The following is a 17,032-nucleotide window of genomic DNA, read 5'->3' on the forward strand; positions in this document are numbered from 1 at the left end:
CATTTGACTTACTGAGCAACGGCCATCGTATGCGAGGACCCGCCCCGGTCGGGAGGCCTGCTGTGACGACGACCGTCCGGTGCTCGGGGCACCGTCTCAAATCTTCTTCAAAGCGGGCAATGCGCGGGTTCAAAGGGGACAACGTACGGGCGGCTCGGATGGTGCCGGATCACGGCGAGGAATTGCGCGAATTGTGATCGCCCGCTCACGCACGGCAAAAAGGATGGCGTCCCTGTCCGGCCCCGGCGCAGAATCGGCCGATGGAACCCGTGACGCTCACGACCGCCCGGCTCCTGCTGCGCACGGTCGGCCCGCAGGACACCGACGCGGTGCACGCCGCCGCCCAGGACCCCGACATCCAGCGCTGGACGACCGTCCCCTCGCCCTATCTCCCGGAGCACGCGCGCAGCTTCACCGAGGAGATCGTGCCGCAGGGCTGGGCGAACGGCTCGATGCTCACCTTCGGTCTCTTCCTGCCCGCGGGACGGGAGCTGGTGGGCATGCTCGGCCTCACCATGCGGTCCATGAGCACCGCCGAGATCGGGTTCTGGGGCACCAAGAAGCACCGCGGCAACGGCTACGTCACGGAGGCGGCCGTGGAGGTCTCCCGCTGGGCCTTCACCCAGCTCTCGGTGGACCGGGTGGAATGGCGCGCGGAGGTCGGCAACGACGCCTCGCGCGCGGTGGCGGAACGCTCCGGCTTCGTCGTCGAGGGCGTCCTGCGCTCCGCGATCGTCCACCGGGGCGTGCGCCGGGACGCCTGGGTGGGCGCCCTGCTTCCGTCCGACCTCGGGCTGCCGTCGACGGCACGGTACTTGCCGGCACCGGTACAACCCGCGTAGGGGCACGGCCGCGGGCCCTCGCGCATCCGATCCGAGTCCCCGTCGGCGAACCCACGCTCGATCCCCCACTGTCAGTGCCGCCCCCTATCGTGCGACCCATGACGATCCCGCGCCCCACCACCGACCTCTCGGCAGACGAGGCCCGCCGCATCGCCCTCCGCGCCCAGGGCCTCCTCGGCGCGCCCGACCGCAAGGCCGGCGTCCGCGGTGTCCTCCGCCATCTCGGCGCGGTCCAGTTGGACACCATCTCGGTCCTGGCCCGCTCCCACGAGCTGATCCCCTACGCCCGCCTCGGCGCGGTCGGCCGCAGGACGGTCGAGGACGCGTACTGGAACGCCACCCCGGACGGCGAGCCCCACGCCTTCGAGTACTGGTCGCACGCCGCGTGCATCCTCCCCGTCGAGGAGTGGCCCCACTTCGCCTTCCGCCGCCGCGCCTACCGGGCGCGCCCGCACTGGAACCACGAGCTGTCCGACGGCGCCTACGACCAGGTCATCAAGCAACTGCGCGCCGAAGGCCCCCTCACCGCCACGGAGTTGGGCGGCGCCAAGCGCACCAGCGAGTGGTGGGACTGGTCCGGCGCGAAGGTCGCCGTGGAGCGCGCGTTGATGTACGGCGAGGTGGTGTGCGTGCGCCGCCGCGGCTGGAAGCGGGTGTACGACCTGGCCGAGCGGGCCATCCCGGACGCGCTGCTGCACGACGAGCTGGACGACGCCGAGTGCCTGCGCCGTCTGGTGCGCCTGGCCGGGCAGTCCCTGGGGGTGGGCACGCGCGCGGACATCGCCGACTACCACCGTCTGAAGAACGAGCAGGTCGACGCGGTGATCGCCGACTCCGGCCTGGTGCCGGTCAGGGTCGAGGGCTGGGGCAGGCCCGCCTGGGCCGACCCGGCGGCCCTGGAGGCACCCCCGCGCGGGCGCCACCGCACCACGCTCCTGTCGCCCTTCGACTCCCTCATCTGGGAACGGGCGCGCACGGAACGGATCTTCGGCTTCACCCACCGCCTGGAGGCCTACGTGCCCAAACCGAAGCGGGTGCACGGGTACTTCGCGATGCCCGTCCTGGCCGGGGGCCGGCTCGTCGGCCGCGTCGACCCGGCCCGCGAGGGCGCGACGCTGATCGCCCGGCAGGTCACCCTGGACGGCCCGAAGGTGGTCCCTGCCGTCGCGGAAGCACTGGTGGAGGCGGCCAGTTGGGTGGGGTGCACGAGCGTACGCGTGGAGCGGGTTGACGCCCCGGAGCTGCACGAGCCGCTCACCAGGGAAGTGATCCGGGCGCTCATCGCCGCCCTGCGCTGACCGCGGTCGGCGGACCACGTCAGCGGACCACTTCAGCGGATCTCGAGGATCTTCTCCCGCATCGCGTACACCACCGCCTCCATCCTGGAGTGCAGCTGCAGCTTCTCCAGGATGTTGCGCACATGGTTCTTCACGGTGTTCTCGGAGATGAACAACTCCTTGGCGATGTCCCGGTTGTTCATCCCGGTCGCGACGAGCTTGAGGACCTCCAGCTCGCGATCGGTCAGCCGGGGCGCGGGGACGAGCCGGCGCTCGTCGGTGCGCTGGATCATCGACTTGAACTCGGTGAGGAGTTTCGACGCCATCGAGGGGCTGATCTGCGACTGACCGTCGGCGACCGCGCGAATGGCGGTGGCCACCTCGTCGGTGGAGATCTCCTTCAGGAGATAACCGGTCGCTCCCGCCTTGATCGCGTCGTAGAGGTCCGCCTCCTCGTCGCTGATCGTCAGCATGATGATCTTGGCGCTGGGGGCGACCTCCTTGATGGAGGTGCACGCCTCGATACCGCCCCGCTTGGGCATCCGGACGTCCATCAGGACGATGTCCGGCAGCAGGTCCGCGGCCTTGTCGACGGCCTCCGCGCCGTCCCCGGCCTCGCCGACGACCTGGATGTCCTCCTCGGCGGCGAGCACGATCTCCAGGCCACGGCGGAAGAGGGCGTGGTCGTCGACGACAAGGACTCTGATCGGTTCCTTGCGCGCAGTGCCCGCGTCCGGGCCCATGCCGACGACGCCGCCGTCGGCATCCTCGTCACGCATCGGTCCGAAGCTGTCCGCCATCGTTCCTCCCCCTGAAGGCTGTGGCCTGTGGTGCTGTGCCATCCGCCAACCCAAGGCAACGGCCCATCGGTTGGGCCGCTGAGGCCATGATTCCATGCCCGGGCTACAACGGGGTGACAGAGCGGGGCGTTGGGTGGTCGCACACCGGTGCCCCTGGGGGCGCACAGGCGCTCCAGGGGCACCGGCTCAACTGTCGGTCGCGTGGGTCAGCCACCCAGCATGCCGCCGGGCGCCGGAGACTGCGCCTGGGCGACCATCGGGTCCGTGCTGAGGTGGATGACGCCGTAGTCGTAGGCGTGCCGTCGGTAGACGACACTCGGTTCCTTGGTCTCGGAGTCGACGAACAGGTAGAAGTCGTGGCCGACCAGTTCCATCTCGTAGAGGGCCTGGTCGAGGGTCATCGGGGAGGCGACGTGGGTCTTCTCGCGGACGACGAGGGGGCCTTCGCCCTTCACTTCCAGCGAGCCGATCTTCTTGGTGGGTACGCCGTCGGTGTCTTCCTCGTGGACGGCCTGGCCGTTCCCGTTGAGCGTCGCCGCGCCAGGAACGTGGTCGGGGACCTCGGCCGCCGAGATCCGGCGAGCGCCACGGCGCGAGAACCGCTTGTCGTGCTGCTTGCGCAGCCGGGCATCCAGCTTCTCCGCCGCCAGATCGAGCGCCGCGTACGGATCGCTGGCCGCCGCCTCCGCTCGGATCACCGGACCGCGGGAGCGGAGCGTGATCTCCACTCGGTCGCAACGGTCGGCCTGTCGGGGGTTGGGCTCCTTGGACACCTCGACGTCGAGGCTGATCACCTTGCCGTCGAGCTTCTGGATCTTCTCCAGCTTCAGCTTCTCGGCCACGTGCTTGCGGAACCGCTCGGGCACCTCGGTCTTGCGGCCCTTGACGACGATGTCCACGCAGAACTCCGTTCCCGGATTGCTCCGCCTCGCTGCGGAGCATCTCCCTTTTGCACCAGGCTCCGGTGAACTCCGGAACCTACGGACTCGGTGACGTCCACCTCCTCCCCCGTGGGCAAGATCTCCACTCCACCAGCGCGGGTGATTGTGCGAAACCCACGGCACGGCACATCGGGTAGGTGAGGTGTGGCCTGCGCCTTTCCTCACAACCGAACATATCTCGCCCGGACGGATGTCGTCACCCTCTACCGCGGCGTACCTCCGTTCAGGTGAATTGACCCTGTCATTACCTGCAACGATGCAAGTCAGCAGTCAGTTCCGGTTTATTTCGAAGGAATCTGGCGGCGCTGCGATCACAGCCGCGCAGATCAGGTCGTCGACACCGTCCGCGCCCGCCTTTCCCGGCCCGGCGTGGCCACGGTAGGCCTCTTCCGCCGCCGGTCCGGTGATCCGTTCCCCTGTGCCTTCCCGACTTCCCGCCGCGTACACGGCCGTCGCGCCGTCGCCACAAGAAACCGGCCCCCGTTCACACCGCGCCGCCCGTACGGCGCGCGCCGCCTCGGCAAGCGACGCGCCCGTCGTCATGAGGTCGTCGACGAGCACGACCCGGCCGCCCCCGAGCAGCCGTGCGCCTCCCGGCACCACGCCCAGCGCGCCCGTCAGGTTCTCCAGCCGCTGCCGGGAGTTGAGCCCCGCCTGATCGGCAACGGCGCGCCGTTGCCGCAGCACGGCGACGACCCGCGCCGCGGTCCCGCCCCGCCGCAGCTCCGCGGCCGCCGCGAGCGCGATCCGCCTGGCCGGATCATGTCCCCGAGCCCGCACGGCCCACCGCGCGGACGGCACGGGCACGAGCAACACCGGCCCGCCACGGCCCCCAGCGAGGCCCACAAGCGCCCCACCTGCCCCGGCGCCCCCAGACTCCAGCAACCCCGCCCGGACGGCCCCTGCCAAGGCCGTCCCCAGCGGTGCCGCCAGCGTCAGGGCGCCGCGCTCCTTGTGGGCCAGGAGAACGGCCCGCACCTCGTCCGCGTACCGGGCCGCCGCGTGCACCGCCGGCAGACCCGGCGGCTCCGGCACCGGTCGCACCCGGCTCGGTGCCGCCCCGCTCAGCGCCGCACGGCACCGCGGACACAGCACCGTACGAGGCCTCCCGCACCCCCCGCACTCGGTCGGCAGCACCAGGTCGGTGAGGTCCTGCCACCACCCCCGCATGCCCACCACTGTGCCCACACCCGAGGGACCCGGCCACCCCTGTGGACAACCCCCTGTGGACAACTCGCCCGGGCGGAAAACGAGCCAGCGGGCCAGTCCTGATCCTTCGGGTCACCCCGGATAGACCGGTGCCGTCCCGTCCGTGACCACCTTCTGCCACTGGGCCCCGGCCGCCAGCCGTACGATCCCGTCGGCCGAGTACGCCACCATCGGCAGCCGGTCCGACTCGGTCGCCGTGATCTCCTTGACGCCGGTGAGCGCGGCGGGCGCCGGCCCCTCCGGTGTGGAGCCGTCGACCTGGACGTACCGCATCGTCTGGACGCCGCCCTGCTCGCGCCCGACCACCACGAGCCGGCTGTCCCCGGCCCACGACATGGCCGTGACGTCCTCCAACTCCGGTGTGGCCGACCGCAGTCCGAGCACCGAGACCGTCGGCGCGGTCGCGTCCGTGCCGCGCTCGATCCGCCCGACGAGCAGGGACTTCTGGCTTCCCTTGGCCACGACGAGCGCGATGCGCACCCCGTCGGCCGCCACCCGCACGTCCTGGATCCGCCCGTCCAGCCCTGGTGTCCGCACCACGACGGGCTGCCCCTTGCCCTGCCGCAGCAGAAGCAGCCGGGGAGCGCCGGGATCGCGGTCGGCCACCCACAGGTCGCCGTGGACGTCCCAGCTGGGGGCCGTGAACCGGTCCTGTGCGGTCCTGCCGTGGCTGGTCAGCACGGGGTCGCCGAGCGAACCGCCCGTGACCAGGGAGGCGACGTACAGCTCCTTGCCGTCGGCGGCGACCCCGGCCGCGGTGTGCTCGTCGCGCGACACGGCGACCGACTTCAGCGCCTTCTCGCCCTCACCCAGGGCCCCCGGAACGGGCTCGGGCCTGGGATCGGTGCTCCGGGCCCCCGCCGCTATCCGCACCAGCCGGTTCTTGCCGTCGACGAAGTACAGGTAGCCGGGATCGTTCGCCGAGGCCAGCGTGGCGTAGGTGGCGGTCCGGTCCTCCGAGAGAGAGCACAGCCGCTGGTTGCCAGAACGCAGCTCGACCTGGTCGACGACCGGAGTGAGGCCCTGCAGCGTGAACAGCAGCTGCGCGGCCATCTCGCTGCACGTGGCCGCCTCGACGTGGGCGGCGTTCGCGTTGAGCGGCACGGTGAGCTTGTTCTGGTCGTCCGGCGCGAGCGAGCTGACGCCCTTCTGCAGGGCCGTACCGGCCGGGAAACTCGTCCGCGTCACGTGCTGGAGCCAGTTCGTGGGCCCGCCGAGCAGTGAACGCACCATCTGCGTCATGGGGTCCACGCGGCGGCGCACGTACACCGGATCGGCCACCGCGGCGGGCGTGCCCTCGGTGGCGTCGGAGGCGAAGTAGTACTTGTTGACCGACATGTAGTTGCGCTGGAAGTCCGACTTCCCCATGACGACGCCCTGCGGAAGCCTGTCGATGCGCCACTGGCCGGACTTCTTGTCCCGCGTGAGATGCACCTGCGCGGTGTACGGCCCGGACGCGGGCGCGTACGACTGCTGCGCGTCCACCTGGGCCACCTTGGTACCGCTCAGGGTGAACGTCAGGTCGTCGCTGACCTCCCGACGGTCCGAGCGGTCGGGACCGGTACCCGGGCCGTCCGCGAGCACCGTCGTGGACAGGTCGGGCTTCCACGCCTCGGACGCCGCCCCGGTCAGATACTGCCGGGCCGTCGAGTAGTTCGGGTCATCACTGGTCAGCGCCTCCAGGAAGCCCGACACGATCTCCACCGGCTGCGCGTTCTTCTGGGGCGGCATGGCGAAGACCCGTACCTGCGTGTCCTGCCGGGGCGTGGAGTCGACGCCCCTGAGGTCCCCGCTGTCGGGCATCGACGCGCACCCCGCCAGCAGGACGACGCCACAGACGCCGTACGCCGCCGCGCGCACCGGTCCGCGCCGGCCGCCCCCCTCGCGGTCAGCGCCCACGAGATGCCTCCCCTTGTCTGGTCGAGTCCTCCGGCCCGGCGTCCGGCCGGCCCGAGGCCTCATCGGGCGCCCCGTCCCCCAGGGGCGCGTCGTCCGCTCGCCGCGTGCCCGTGGGCCTGGGCACCACGCGCGCCCCGTTGCCGGGCAGCGCCGTCGGGTCGGCCGTGGGCGTCGCGCCGTTCAGTCTCGAGGCGATCGGCGGTATCGGGTCCACGGCCGGCTGCACCGGCACGGTGGCCGTCTTGTCGCCGCCCCCGCGAGGCAGACCGGCGTCGTTGAGACCCCGGTTGCGGCGCGAGTCCCTGGGCTCCAGCGGTATCGGCGAGCCCCGCAGCGGCTCGTCCGCGGTCCTCGGCAGCGTCAGCCGGAACTGCGAGCCGCCGCCGGGCTCGCCCCAGGCCTGCAGCCAGCCACCGTGCAGCCGCGCGTCCTCCAGGGCGATGGACAGCCCGAGGCCCGTACCGCCCGTGGTACGCGCGCGTGCCGGGTCAGCGCGCCAGAAGCGGCTGAACACGCGCGTGGCCTCGCCGGGCTTGAGCCCGACGCCGTAGTCGCGCACCGCGACCGCGACCGCCCCACCCGCCGAGGCGAGCTTGACGACCACGTCCTTGCCCTCGCCGTGCTCCACCGCGTTGACGACGAGGTTGCGCAGCACCCGCTCCACACGGCGTGCGTCCGCCTCGGCGACGACGGGCTGCTGGTCGCCCACCACGCGCACGTGCGTGCCCTTGCGCTCGGCGAGCGGCGCGGCGCCGCTGACGACCCGCCGCACGACCTCCCTGAGGTCTATCGGCTCCGCCTCCAGCGCCGCCGCGCCCGCGTCGAACCGGCTGATCTCCAGCAGGTCGGCGAGCAGCGACTCGAAACGGTCCAGCTGGTCCGCGAGCAGCTCCGCCGACCGCGCGGTCACCGGATCGAAGTCCTCCCGCGCCTCGTGGATGACGTCAGCGGCCATCCGTACGGTCGTCAGCGGCGTCCGCAGCTCATGCGACACGTCCGACACGAACCGCCGCTGCATCCGCGACAGGTCCTCCAACTGCTGGATCTTCAGCTGGAGGTTCTGCGCCATCTTGTTGAAGGCCTCGCCGAGGCGCGCGATGTCGTCCTCGCCGGTGACCTTCATCCGCTCCTGCAGCTTGCCGGCGGACAGCCGCTCGGCGATCCCGGCCGCCATCCGCACCGGGGTGACGACCTGCCGCACCACCAGCCAGGCGATGGCCCCGAGCAGGACGACGACGAACAGTCCCGCGGTCGCCAGGGTGCCCTTGACCAGGCTCAGCGACTTCTCCTCCTGCGTGAGCGGGAAGAGGTAGTAGAGCTGGTAGGGGTCGCCGTTGGGGTCGTTGACCTGCTTGCCGATGACCAGCGCGGGCTGGGAGTCCTTGTTGTTGCTGTAGACGATGCGGGTGTAGCTCTGCGCGGCCGCCTGATCGTCGTTGATCCGCTGGCGCAGGTCCTCGGGGACGCTCGCGGACGGGTCGACGTACCCGGAGGCGCGCGGCCCGCGGCCACCGCCGCTGTCGTCCCCGGCGGGCAGCGTCACGACGTCGAACGCGCCCTGGCCGCCACTCGACAACGACGACACCAGGTCACTCATCCACGCGATGACGTTCTGCGAGGGACGCCCGTCCGCCGCCGTGGTGTCGCCGGTACCCGCGGCCGCCTCGTCGGCCCGCTGCTTGGCCACCGCGAAACCGCCCGTGGCCTGGCTCTGGGACGCCTTCACCTTGGCGTCCAGCAGCCCGTTGCGCACCTGCCCGATCACGACGAAGCCGAGCAGCAGTACGACGCCCAGCGACATCAGCAGTGTGGTGGCGACGACCTTGAGCTGGATGTTGCGCCGCCACAGCCGCATGACCGGCAGCAGCGGCCGGCGCACCCAGCGCATGAACAGCCGCAGCACCGGACTGCCCTTGACGCCGCCCTGGAGCAACCCGCCCGCCAGCAGTCGCTGCCAGCGGGAGCCCGCGGGCGGTCGGCCGACAGGCCGCCCCGCGCGGACCCCTGCCGGCCCGGACGCCGAAGCGGCACTGTCACCGGACATGTCAGCTCGGCCCTGCCTTGTACCCGACGCCACGGACGGTCACCACGATCTCCGGCCGCTCCGGGTCCTTCTCCACCTTGGAGCGCAGCCGCTGCACGTGAACATTCACAAGGCGGGTGTCGGCCGCGTGCCGGTAACCCCACACCTGCTCGAGCAGCACCTCGCGGGTGAACACCTGCCACGGCTTGCGGGCCAGCGCGACCAGCAGATCGAACTCCAGCGGCGTCAGCGCGATCGACTGCCCGTCCCGCTTCACGGAGTGACCGGCCACGTCGATGACGAGGTCCCCGATGGCCAGTTGCTCCGGCGCGGGCTCCTCCGACCTCCTCAGCCGGGCCCGGATCCGCGCCACCAGTTCCTTCGGCTTGAACGGCTTCACGATGTAGTCGTCGGCGCCGGACTCCAGCCCGACCACCACGTCGACGGTGTCGCTCTTGGCCGTGAGCATCACGATCGGCACCCCGGACTCCGCCCTGATCAGGCGGCACACCTCGATGCCGTCCCGGCCGGGCAGCATGAGGTCCAGCAGCACCAGATCCGGCTTGGCCTCACGGAACGCGGCCAGCGCCTTGTCGCCGTCAGCTACGAAAGACGGCTCAAAACCTTCACCACGCAGCACGATGCCGAGCATCTCGGCCAGTGCGGTGTCGTCGTCGACGACAAGGACTCGTCCCTTCATAAACGACATCATCCCATTCTCATAACAGTGGCGAAGGTGCAGGTGAGCAGGCTCACTGGCCCGTGACGATAGTCGTACTCGACCGTCACTGTCTGCCCCCGTCCCCCGACGTCGGTGTCAGCAGCGGATCTCAGCTACCCAGAGTAGGCGCAGCCGACCGCCCGGTCGGCCTGAAGGCGCCCGAGCGCGCTCACCGACCTCGTGTCGGACCGACCCGAGCCGTCAGCCGAGCGTCACCCCGCGCGCCTTCGCGCACAGCCGGGCGAGGGCCTCGGCCGTCACCGGTGAGACAGTTCCCTCCTCCGTGACGATCGCAGTCACCAGCTCGGGCGGAGTCACGTCGAACGCCGGGTTGTACGCCTGCGTCCCCAGCGGCGCCACCGGGATCCCGCCTCCGGCCTCCGCTCCGGCCACCGGCGCCTGGGGCGCCACGATCTCCGTCACCTCGTGCCCCGCACGCTGCTCGACCTCGATGGACGACCCGTCCGGGGTATCCGGGTCCACCGTCGTCACCGGTGCCACCACGATGAACGGCACGTGGTGATAGCGGGCGAGCACCGCGAGCGGGTAGCTCCCCACCTTGTTCGCCACCGAGCCGTCGGCCGCGATGCGGTCCGCGCCGATCAGCACCGCGTCCACCTCACCGGCAGCGAAGAGCGAACCCGCCGCGTTGTCCGTGAGCAGGGTGTACGCCATGCCGTTGCGGGCCGCCTCGTAGGCGGTCAGCCGAGCGCCCTGCAACAGCGGACGCGTCTCGTCCACCCACAGCCGCCGCAGCCGCCCCGCCCGGTGCGCCGCGAGCGCCACCGCGAAGGCCGTGCCCTCACCACCCGACACCAGCGCCCCGGTGTTGCAGTGCGTCAGGACCCGGTGCCCGCCGCCGGGCAGCAGCTCGTCCAACAGCGCCAGCCCGCGCTCGGCCATCCGGGCGCTGGCCTCGGCGTCCTCCCGGTGCAGCCGCCGCGCCGCCTCCAGCGCCGCCGCGGCGGCCCGCTCCCCGTCGCCGCTCCGCGCGGCCTCGGCCCGGTAGGCGGACTGCGCCCTGCGCACCCCCACGGAGAGGTTCACCGCGGTGGGCCGAGCGCCCGCCAGCGAGGTCGCGGCGTCGTCCACGTCGAAGCCGCGGGCGGCGGCGAGCGCGACGCCGTACGCCCCCGCGATCCCGAGCAGGGGTGCCCCGCGCACGGCGAGCGAACGGATCGCCTCCACCAGCGCGGGCGCGTCCGTGCAGACCAGTTCGACCTCCTCGGCCGGCAGCCTCGTCTGGTCGAGAAGAACCAGTACGGGACCTTCGGGTGGTTCCTCCCAGCGGATCGCCGGGATCTCGGTCGGCCTGCTGTCCTCGCCGGATTGCGCGTGCTGATCAGCCATGTGATCAGTCTGCCCCGTATCCGGCGGACAATTGAAGGTGCGCAGCCCATACCGCGGCCGGTACCCGTACCACCACCCCATGGCACGATGGCTGCCAACCTGCCGCCGCGACCGCGGACGGGCACCGTGAAGGAGCGACGATGAAAGACACTCCGGGCTGGGCCTCGCCCGGATCTGCCCCGTCCGACGGGCAGGAGCCCGGCGCGTCCGGCCCTCCCGACCCCACCGACCGGCCCCCGGCCGCGGAAACCGCCGGCCAGCCGGGCACGGACCCGCAGGGCCCAGGCGTGAAGTGGTCCAAGGAACAGCCGCCGCCCGGCCAGTGGTCCGCCCCCACCGGCCCCGCAGGTCCGGGCCGAACCCCGCCTCCACCACCGCCCGGCCCCGGCTGGGGCGGCACGCCCCCCGGGGGCACGAGCGGCCCCGGCACACCCGGCGGCTGGGGCGGTTACGGCGGCCCCTACGGCGGTTGGGGCGGCGCCGCCTGGGGCGGTCCTCCGCCCGCCGCCAAGCCCGGCGTGATCCCGCTGCGCCCGCTCGGCGTGGGCGAGATCCTCGACGGCGCGGTCTCCACCATGCGCACCTACTGGCGCACCGTCCTCGGCATCTCGCTGACCGTCGCCGTCGTCACCCAGATCGTCGTCGTCCTGGTCCAGGGCCTCGCCCTGGACAACAGGGCCACCGCCTCGGCCCTCAGCAACCCGAGCGCCAGCCTCTCCGAGGTGACCCGCGCCATGGGCGACACGATGCTGAGCACCAGCGTCGTCTTCCTCGTCTCCCTGATCGGCACGATCACCGCGACCGCCCTGCTCACCACCGTCACCAGCCGGGCCGTGCTCGGTCGGCCGGTCACCGCCGGCGAAGCCTGGCGCGACGCCCGCCCGCAGGTGCTCAAACTGTTCGGCCTGATCTTCCTGCTGCTGCTCATCGCGACCGGCGTCGTCCTCGGCGGTGCGCTGCCCGGCATCCTCGTCGCCGTCGCCGGCTCCGGCGGCGCGGGCGCCGCACTCGCCGTTCTGGGCGGTCTCGCCGCCGGCGTCGTCGCGCTGTGGCTGATGATCCGCTTCTCGCTGGCCTCGCCCGCGCTGATGCTGGAGAAGCAGGGCATCATCAAGTCGATGAGCCGCTCCGCGAAGCTGGTCCGCGGCTCCTGGTGGCGGGTCTTCGGCATCCAGCTGCTCGCCACGGTCATCGCTAACATCGTCTCGTCGATCGTGGTCATCCCGTTCACCTTCATCGCCGCCGCCTTCGGCAGTGACGGCATCGTCAGCTTCTTCAACAGCGGGGGCGCCGACGCCGGCTGGACGTTCCTCGTCATCAGCGGGATCGGCTCGGTGATCGGCTCCATGATCACCTTGCCGATCACGGCCGGGGTCACCGTCCTGCTCTACATCGACCAGCGCATCCGACGCGAGGCCCTCGACCTCGACCTCGCCCGCGCCGCCGGCGTCCAGGGGTACGGCACCGACACCGGCTCGGGGAGCTGATGGGGTGAGCTCGACGGGGGGAGTTCTCACCGCGGTACCGGCACTGCCGCGCGGCGCCGAAGCCGTCGTACGCGCCCTGCTGCGCAGCGGCGAGACATCCGTACTGTCGCTCCTGCGCGCCGGGGACCAACCGCCGGTGACGACTCCGCGCGACCCCGCACGGGAGGCGGCCCGGCGCGAGCTGTCCAAGCGCATGTACCACGAGAACGACCCCAGCCTGTTCCAGCGCGCCCTGAACGCCTTCTGGGACTGGGTCGACAAACTCTTCGGAGCGGCCGCCTCCGCGACCCCGGGGGGCATGCTCGGCCTGGTCGCCGTCCTCCTGGCCGTCCTCGCACTCCTCGGTGCGCTGTGGTGGCGCCTCGGCGCCCCGCGCCGCGAACCCACCACGTCCGCAGCCCTGTTCGACGACCGCCCCCGCAGCGCCGCCGAACACCGCGCGGCCGCCGAGGCGCACGCAGCCCAGGGCCACTGGAACCAGGCCGTCCAGGAACGCATGCGCGCCATCGTCCGCTCCCTCGAGGAACGCGCGCTCCTCGACGTCCGCCCCGGCCGAACCGCCGACGAGGCAGCCGCCGAAGCGGGCCGCGCACTGCCCTCGCACACGGACCGACTGCGCGCCGCGGCCCGGGACTTCGACGACGTGACGTACGGCGGCCGAAGGGCGAGCGAGATGTCGTACCACCGCATCGCCGACCTCGACCGCGACCTCGAACGCACCAGACCCCAGCTCGCGAACAGCACTTCCAGCGCGGCCCACAACACCCGCCAGGGGGCCGCCGAATGACCACCGAGGCCGCCACCCTCGCCCCCACCTCGGCCTCGCCCACCGCACGCCAGGTGTGGACCCGCTCGCGAGGCATCGCCCTCGCCGTCGTCCTCATCCTGGCCGCGGCCGTCGTCCTCGCCGTGGTCCGCTCCGACACCCGCCACGGCGAACTCGACCCACGCTCCGTCGACCCCTACGGCAGCCGCGCCATCGCCCAACTCCTCGCCGACCGCGGCGTGTCCACGCGAGTGGTCACCACCCTGGACGAGGCGCGCGCAGCAGCCGCCCGGGACGCGACTCTCCTGGTCGCCGTCCCCGACCGGCTGACACGGGGTCAACAGACCTTGCTGCACTCCGCGATCGCCGACTCCGGCGGCCGTACCGTCCTCGTCGCCCCCGGCGCCTGGTCCGTCGAAAAGCTCGCCCCCGGTGTCACGGCCGACCCCGCCACCAGCTTCGACTCGACACTCGCCCCCGACTGCGCACTCCCGGCGGCCCAGCGCGCGGGAAGCGCGGACACCGGCGGCATCCGCTACACCACCATCCATCTCGACGCCGACAAGTGCTACCCGAGCGAGCGCCTGTCCACCCTCGTGCGCATCCCGCAGACCTCCGGGAGGGGCGACACCGTCGTCCTCGGCGCACCCGACATCCTCTTCAACAACCGGCTCGACAAGCAGGGCAACGCCTCGCTCGCCCTCCAACTCCTCGGCTCGCGCCCCCATCTGGTCTGGTACCTCCCCTCGCTCTCCGACACCACCGCCACCGACACCGGCGGCGAAAAGGGCTTTCTGGACCTGCTTCCGTCCGGCTGGCTCTGGGGCACACTGCAGCTCTTCATCGCGGCAGCCCTCGCCGCCCTCTGGCGGGCACGCCGCCTGGGCCCCCTCGTTCCCGAAAGACTTCCCGTGGCGATCCGCGCCTCCGAAACCGTCGAAGGCCGCGCCCGCCTCTACCGCAAGTCGAACGCCCGCGACCGGGCGGCCGCCGCTCTTCGCTCCACCACCCGCACCCGCCTCGCCCCCCTCGTAGGCGTCCCCGTCTCCCAGGCGCACGCGCCCGAGACCCTGCTCCCCGCCCTGTCCGCCCACCTCCACGGCGACGGACAGGTGCCGCACTCCCTGCTCTTCGGCCCGCCGCCCGGCGACGACGCGGCCCTCATCGCCCTCGCCGACCAACTCGACGCCCTCGAAAGAGAGGTACGCCGTCCATGATGGACCCGACCACTGACAACGCCGGGATCACCGGGGACGCGGGCAAGGCCCGCGCCTCCCTGGAGGCCCTGCGCGCCGAGATCGCCAAAGCCGTGGTCGGCCAGGACCCCGCCGTGACCGGCCTCGTCGTCGCTCTCCTCTGCCGTGGACACGTACTCCTGGAAGGAGTCCCCGGGGTCGCCAAAACGTTGCTGGTCCGCGCCCTCGCCTCAGCGCTGGAACTGCAGACCAAGCGTGTTCAGTTCACCCCCGACCTCATGCCGAGCGACGTGACGGGCTCCCTGGTCTACGACGCCCGCACCGCCGAGTTCTCCTTCCAGCCCGGCCCGGTCTTCACCAACCTGCTCCTCGCCGACGAGATCAACCGCACGCCGCCGAAGACCCAGTCCTCCCTCCTCGAAGCGATGGAGGAACGCCAGGTCACGGTCGACGGAACCCCCCGCCCGCTCCCCGACCCCTTCCTGGTCGCAGCGACACAGAACCCGGTGGAGTACGAGGGCACCTACCCCCTGCCCGAAGCCCAACTGGACCGCTTCCTCCTCAAACTGACGATCCCTCTCCCCTCCCGCCAGGACGAGATCGACGTCCTCACCCGCCATGCCGAGGGCTTCAACCCGCGCGACCTGCACGCCGCCGGCGTACGCCCCGTCGCAGGCCCCGCCGATCTGGAAGCGGCCCGCGCCGCGGTCGCCAAGACCGCGATCTCCCCCGAGATCACCGCCTACGTCGTGGACATCTGCCGCGCCACCCGCGAGTCGCCGTCCCTCACCCTCGGCGTCTCGCCGCGCGGCGCAACGGCCCTCCTGGCCACCTCACGCGCCTGGGCATGGCTCACAGGCCGCGACTACGTCATCCCCGACGACGTCAAGGCGCTGGCCCTCCCCACGCTCCGCCATCGCGTCCAGCTCCGCCCGGAGGCCGAGATGGAGGGCGTGACCGCCGACTCCGTCATCAACGCGATCCTCGCCCACGTCCCCGTGCCCCGCTGATGGCGCTCACCGGACGCGCCGCGCTCCTCGCGGCCCTCGGCTCCCTCCCCGTCGGCCTCTGGGACCCGGGCTGGACGGGACTCCTCGCCGTCAACGGCTCGATCGCACTCGCCTGCGCCTGCGACTTCGCCCTGGCGGCGCCCGTACGACGCCTCGGCCTCTCCCGCTCGGGCGACACCTCCGTCCGCCTGGGCGAGAGCGCCGACGTGACCCTGACGATCACCAACCCGTCCCGCCGTCTGCTACGGGCCCGCCTGCGCGACGCCTGGCCACCCAGCAGCTGGCAGCCCGGCACCGAAGTCGACGCGTCCCGCCACCGCCTGACGGTCCCCGCAGGCGAACGCCGACGACTCACCACCCGACTCCGCCCCACCCGCCGCGGCGACCGCCAGGCAGACCGGGTGACCATCCGCTCCTACGGCCCCCTCGGCCTGTTCTCACGTCAAGGCACCCACAAGGTCCCCTGGACGGTGCGCGTCCTGCCCCCCTTCACCAGCCGCAAGCACCTCCCCTCCAAGCTCGCCCGCCTGCGCGAACTCGACGGCCGCACCAGCGTGCTCATCCGGGGCGAGGGCACGGAATTCGACAGCCTGCGCGACTACGTCCCCGGTGACGACACCCGCTCCATCGACTGGCGCGCGACAGCCCGCCAGTCCACGGTCGCCGTCCGCACCTGGCGCCCCGAACGCGACCGCCACATCCTCGTCGTCCTCGACACCGGCCGCACCGCCGCAGGCCGCGTGGGCGACGCGCCTCGCCTCGACGCCTCCATGGACGCGGCCCTGCTCCTCGCTGCCCTCGCGTCCCGCGCCGGCGACCGGGTGGACCTCCTCGCCTACGACCGCCGAGTACGTGCCCTCGTCCAGGGCCGCACGGCGCGCGACGTGCTCCCGTCTCTGGTCAACGCCATGGCGACACTCGAACCCGAACTGGTCGAACTGGACGCGAGAGGCCTCACGGCCACGGCCCTCCGCACGGCTCCTCGGCGCTCCCTGATCGTCCTGCTCACCAGCCTCGACGCAGCCCCTGTCGAGGAGGGCCTCATGCCCGTCCTCTCCCAACTCACCCAGCGTCATACGGTTCTCGTGGCCTCCGTGGCCGATCCCTACGTCGCCCGTATGGCGACCGCCCGTGGAAACACCGACGCGGTGTACGAGGCCGCAGCCGCCGCCCAGGCCCAGAGCGAACGCCACCGCACCGCAGAGCAACTCCGCCGCCATGGGGTCACGGTCGTCGACGAGACGCCGGACGAACTGGCGCCGGCGCTGGCGGACGCGTATCTGGCCTTGAAGACCGCGGGCCGTCTGTAGGGACGGCCGGCGGTCGGAGGTCGGCGGTTTTTCCGGGGTACCCGGAAACGCGAAAACCCCCGGACCGGTATCCCCGGCCGGGGGTTTTCGCAATGATTGTTCGGCAGCGTCCTACTCTCCCACAGGGTCCCCCCTGCAGTACCATCGGCGCTGTAAGGCTTAGCTTCCGGGTTCGAAATGTAACCGGGCGTTTCCCTCACG

At 71.9% G+C, this 17,032-nt stretch carries 14 protein-coding genes and 1 rRNA gene; 7 read left to right on the plus strand and 8 right to left on the minus strand.

Annotated features, from left to right (window positions below; all coding sequences use genetic code 11):
• The first annotated feature begins 260 nt into the window (after nt 1-260).
• Both ACIRVK_RS07955 and ACIRVK_RS07960 read left to right on the plus strand, forming a co-directional pair.
• Nucleotides 261-842, plus strand: coding sequence for a GNAT family N-acetyltransferase (locus ACIRVK_RS07955; RefSeq protein ID WP_404244552.1), 582 nt, complete (start codon nt 261-263; stop codon nt 840-842).
• 98 nt (nt 843-940) lie between these two features.
• Nucleotides 941-2,140 carry a winged helix-turn-helix domain-containing protein gene (locus ACIRVK_RS07960; RefSeq protein ID WP_404244553.1) on the plus strand — a complete coding sequence of 400 codons (1,200 nt, stop codon included), beginning with the start codon at nt 941-943 and terminating at the stop codon, nt 2,138-2,140.
• Between the two features lie 32 nt (nt 2,141-2,172).
• On the opposite strand, the gene ACIRVK_RS07965 is transcribed toward ACIRVK_RS07960, so the two are convergent.
• From ACIRVK_RS07965 to mtnA, 7 genes are all read right to left on the minus strand, one after another.
• The gene (locus tag ACIRVK_RS07965; RefSeq protein ID WP_404244554.1) at nt 2,173-2,919 is read right to left on the minus strand and encodes a response regulator; all 747 of its coding nucleotides are present in this window, start codon (nt 2,917-2,919) and stop codon (nt 2,173-2,175) included.
• A gap of 206 nt (nt 2,920-3,125) precedes the next feature.
• Nucleotides 3,126-3,818 carry a ribosome hibernation-promoting factor, HPF/YfiA family gene (gene hpf / locus ACIRVK_RS07970; protein WP_404244555.1) on the minus strand — a complete coding sequence of 231 codons (693 nt, stop codon included), beginning with the start codon at nt 3,816-3,818 and terminating at the stop codon, nt 3,126-3,128.
• A gap of 312 nt (nt 3,819-4,130) precedes the next feature.
• Entirely contained in the window at nt 4,131-5,030 is a 900-nt protein-coding gene (locus ACIRVK_RS07975) for a ComF family protein (RefSeq protein ID WP_404244556.1), read from the minus strand.
• A gap of 111 nt (nt 5,031-5,141) precedes the next feature.
• Entirely contained in the window at nt 5,142-6,968 is a 1,827-nt protein-coding gene (locus ACIRVK_RS07980) for an LpqB family beta-propeller domain-containing protein (RefSeq protein ID WP_404244557.1), read from the minus strand.
• Nucleotides 6,958-9,012 carry an MtrAB system histidine kinase MtrB gene (gene mtrB / locus ACIRVK_RS07985; RefSeq protein WP_404244558.1) on the minus strand — a complete coding sequence of 685 codons (2,055 nt, stop codon included), beginning with the start codon at nt 9,010-9,012 and terminating at the stop codon, nt 6,958-6,960. The genes ACIRVK_RS07980 and mtrB overlap by 11 nt, the downstream gene beginning before the upstream one ends.
• Nucleotide 9,013: 1 nt before the next feature.
• Nucleotides 9,014-9,703, minus strand: a complete 690-nt coding sequence (gene mtrA, locus ACIRVK_RS07990) for a two-component system response regulator MtrA (protein ID WP_187283109.1) — start codon at nt 9,701-9,703, stop codon at nt 9,014-9,016.
• 210 nt (nt 9,704-9,913) lie between these two features.
• A complete protein-coding gene (mtnA, locus tag ACIRVK_RS07995) occupies nt 9,914-11,062 on the minus strand; it encodes an S-methyl-5-thioribose-1-phosphate isomerase (protein ID WP_404244559.1) in 1,149 nt (382 codons plus the stop codon).
• A gap of 140 nt (nt 11,063-11,202) precedes the next feature.
• Here mtnA and ACIRVK_RS08000 point away from each other — a divergent pair, with 140 nt between their 5' ends.
• Genes ACIRVK_RS08000 through ACIRVK_RS08020 form a run of 5 tightly spaced genes read left to right on the plus strand, consistent with a single transcriptional unit; the run spans nt 11,203 to nt 16,831 of the window.
• Nucleotides 11,203-12,549, plus strand: coding sequence for a glycerophosphoryl diester phosphodiesterase membrane domain-containing protein (locus ACIRVK_RS08000; RefSeq protein WP_404244560.1), 1,347 nt, complete (start codon nt 11,203-11,205; stop codon nt 12,547-12,549).
• Between the two features lie 4 nt (nt 12,550-12,553).
• Nucleotides 12,554-13,336, plus strand: coding sequence for a DUF4129 domain-containing protein (locus ACIRVK_RS08005; protein ID WP_404244561.1), 783 nt, complete (start codon nt 12,554-12,556; stop codon nt 13,334-13,336).
• Nucleotides 13,333-14,532, plus strand: a complete 1,200-nt coding sequence (locus ACIRVK_RS08010; RefSeq protein WP_404244562.1) for a DUF4350 domain-containing protein — start codon at nt 13,333-13,335, stop codon at nt 14,530-14,532. The genes ACIRVK_RS08005 and ACIRVK_RS08010 overlap by 4 nt, the downstream gene beginning before the upstream one ends.
• Nucleotides 14,532-15,521 carry an AAA family ATPase gene (locus tag ACIRVK_RS08015; protein ID WP_404244584.1) on the plus strand — a complete coding sequence of 330 codons (990 nt, stop codon included), beginning with the start codon at nt 14,532-14,534 and terminating at the stop codon, nt 15,519-15,521. Before ACIRVK_RS08010 ends, ACIRVK_RS08015 begins: the two co-directional genes overlap by 1 nt.
• Nucleotides 15,521-16,831 carry a DUF58 domain-containing protein gene (locus tag ACIRVK_RS08020; protein WP_404244563.1) on the plus strand — a complete coding sequence of 437 codons (1,311 nt, stop codon included), beginning with the start codon at nt 15,521-15,523 and terminating at the stop codon, nt 16,829-16,831. Before ACIRVK_RS08015 ends, ACIRVK_RS08020 begins: the two co-directional genes overlap by 1 nt.
• A 98-nt stretch (nt 16,832-16,929) precedes the next feature.
• Here the strand turns inward: ACIRVK_RS08020 and rrf are convergent.
• Nucleotides 16,930-17,032: ribosomal RNA gene (gene rrf / locus ACIRVK_RS08025) — 5S ribosomal RNA — on the minus strand; the annotation flags it as partial.

Source organism: Streptomyces sp. NPDC101152 (assembly GCF_044768275.1).
Taxonomy (GTDB): domain Bacteria; phylum Actinomycetota; class Actinomycetes; order Streptomycetales; family Streptomycetaceae; genus Streptomyces.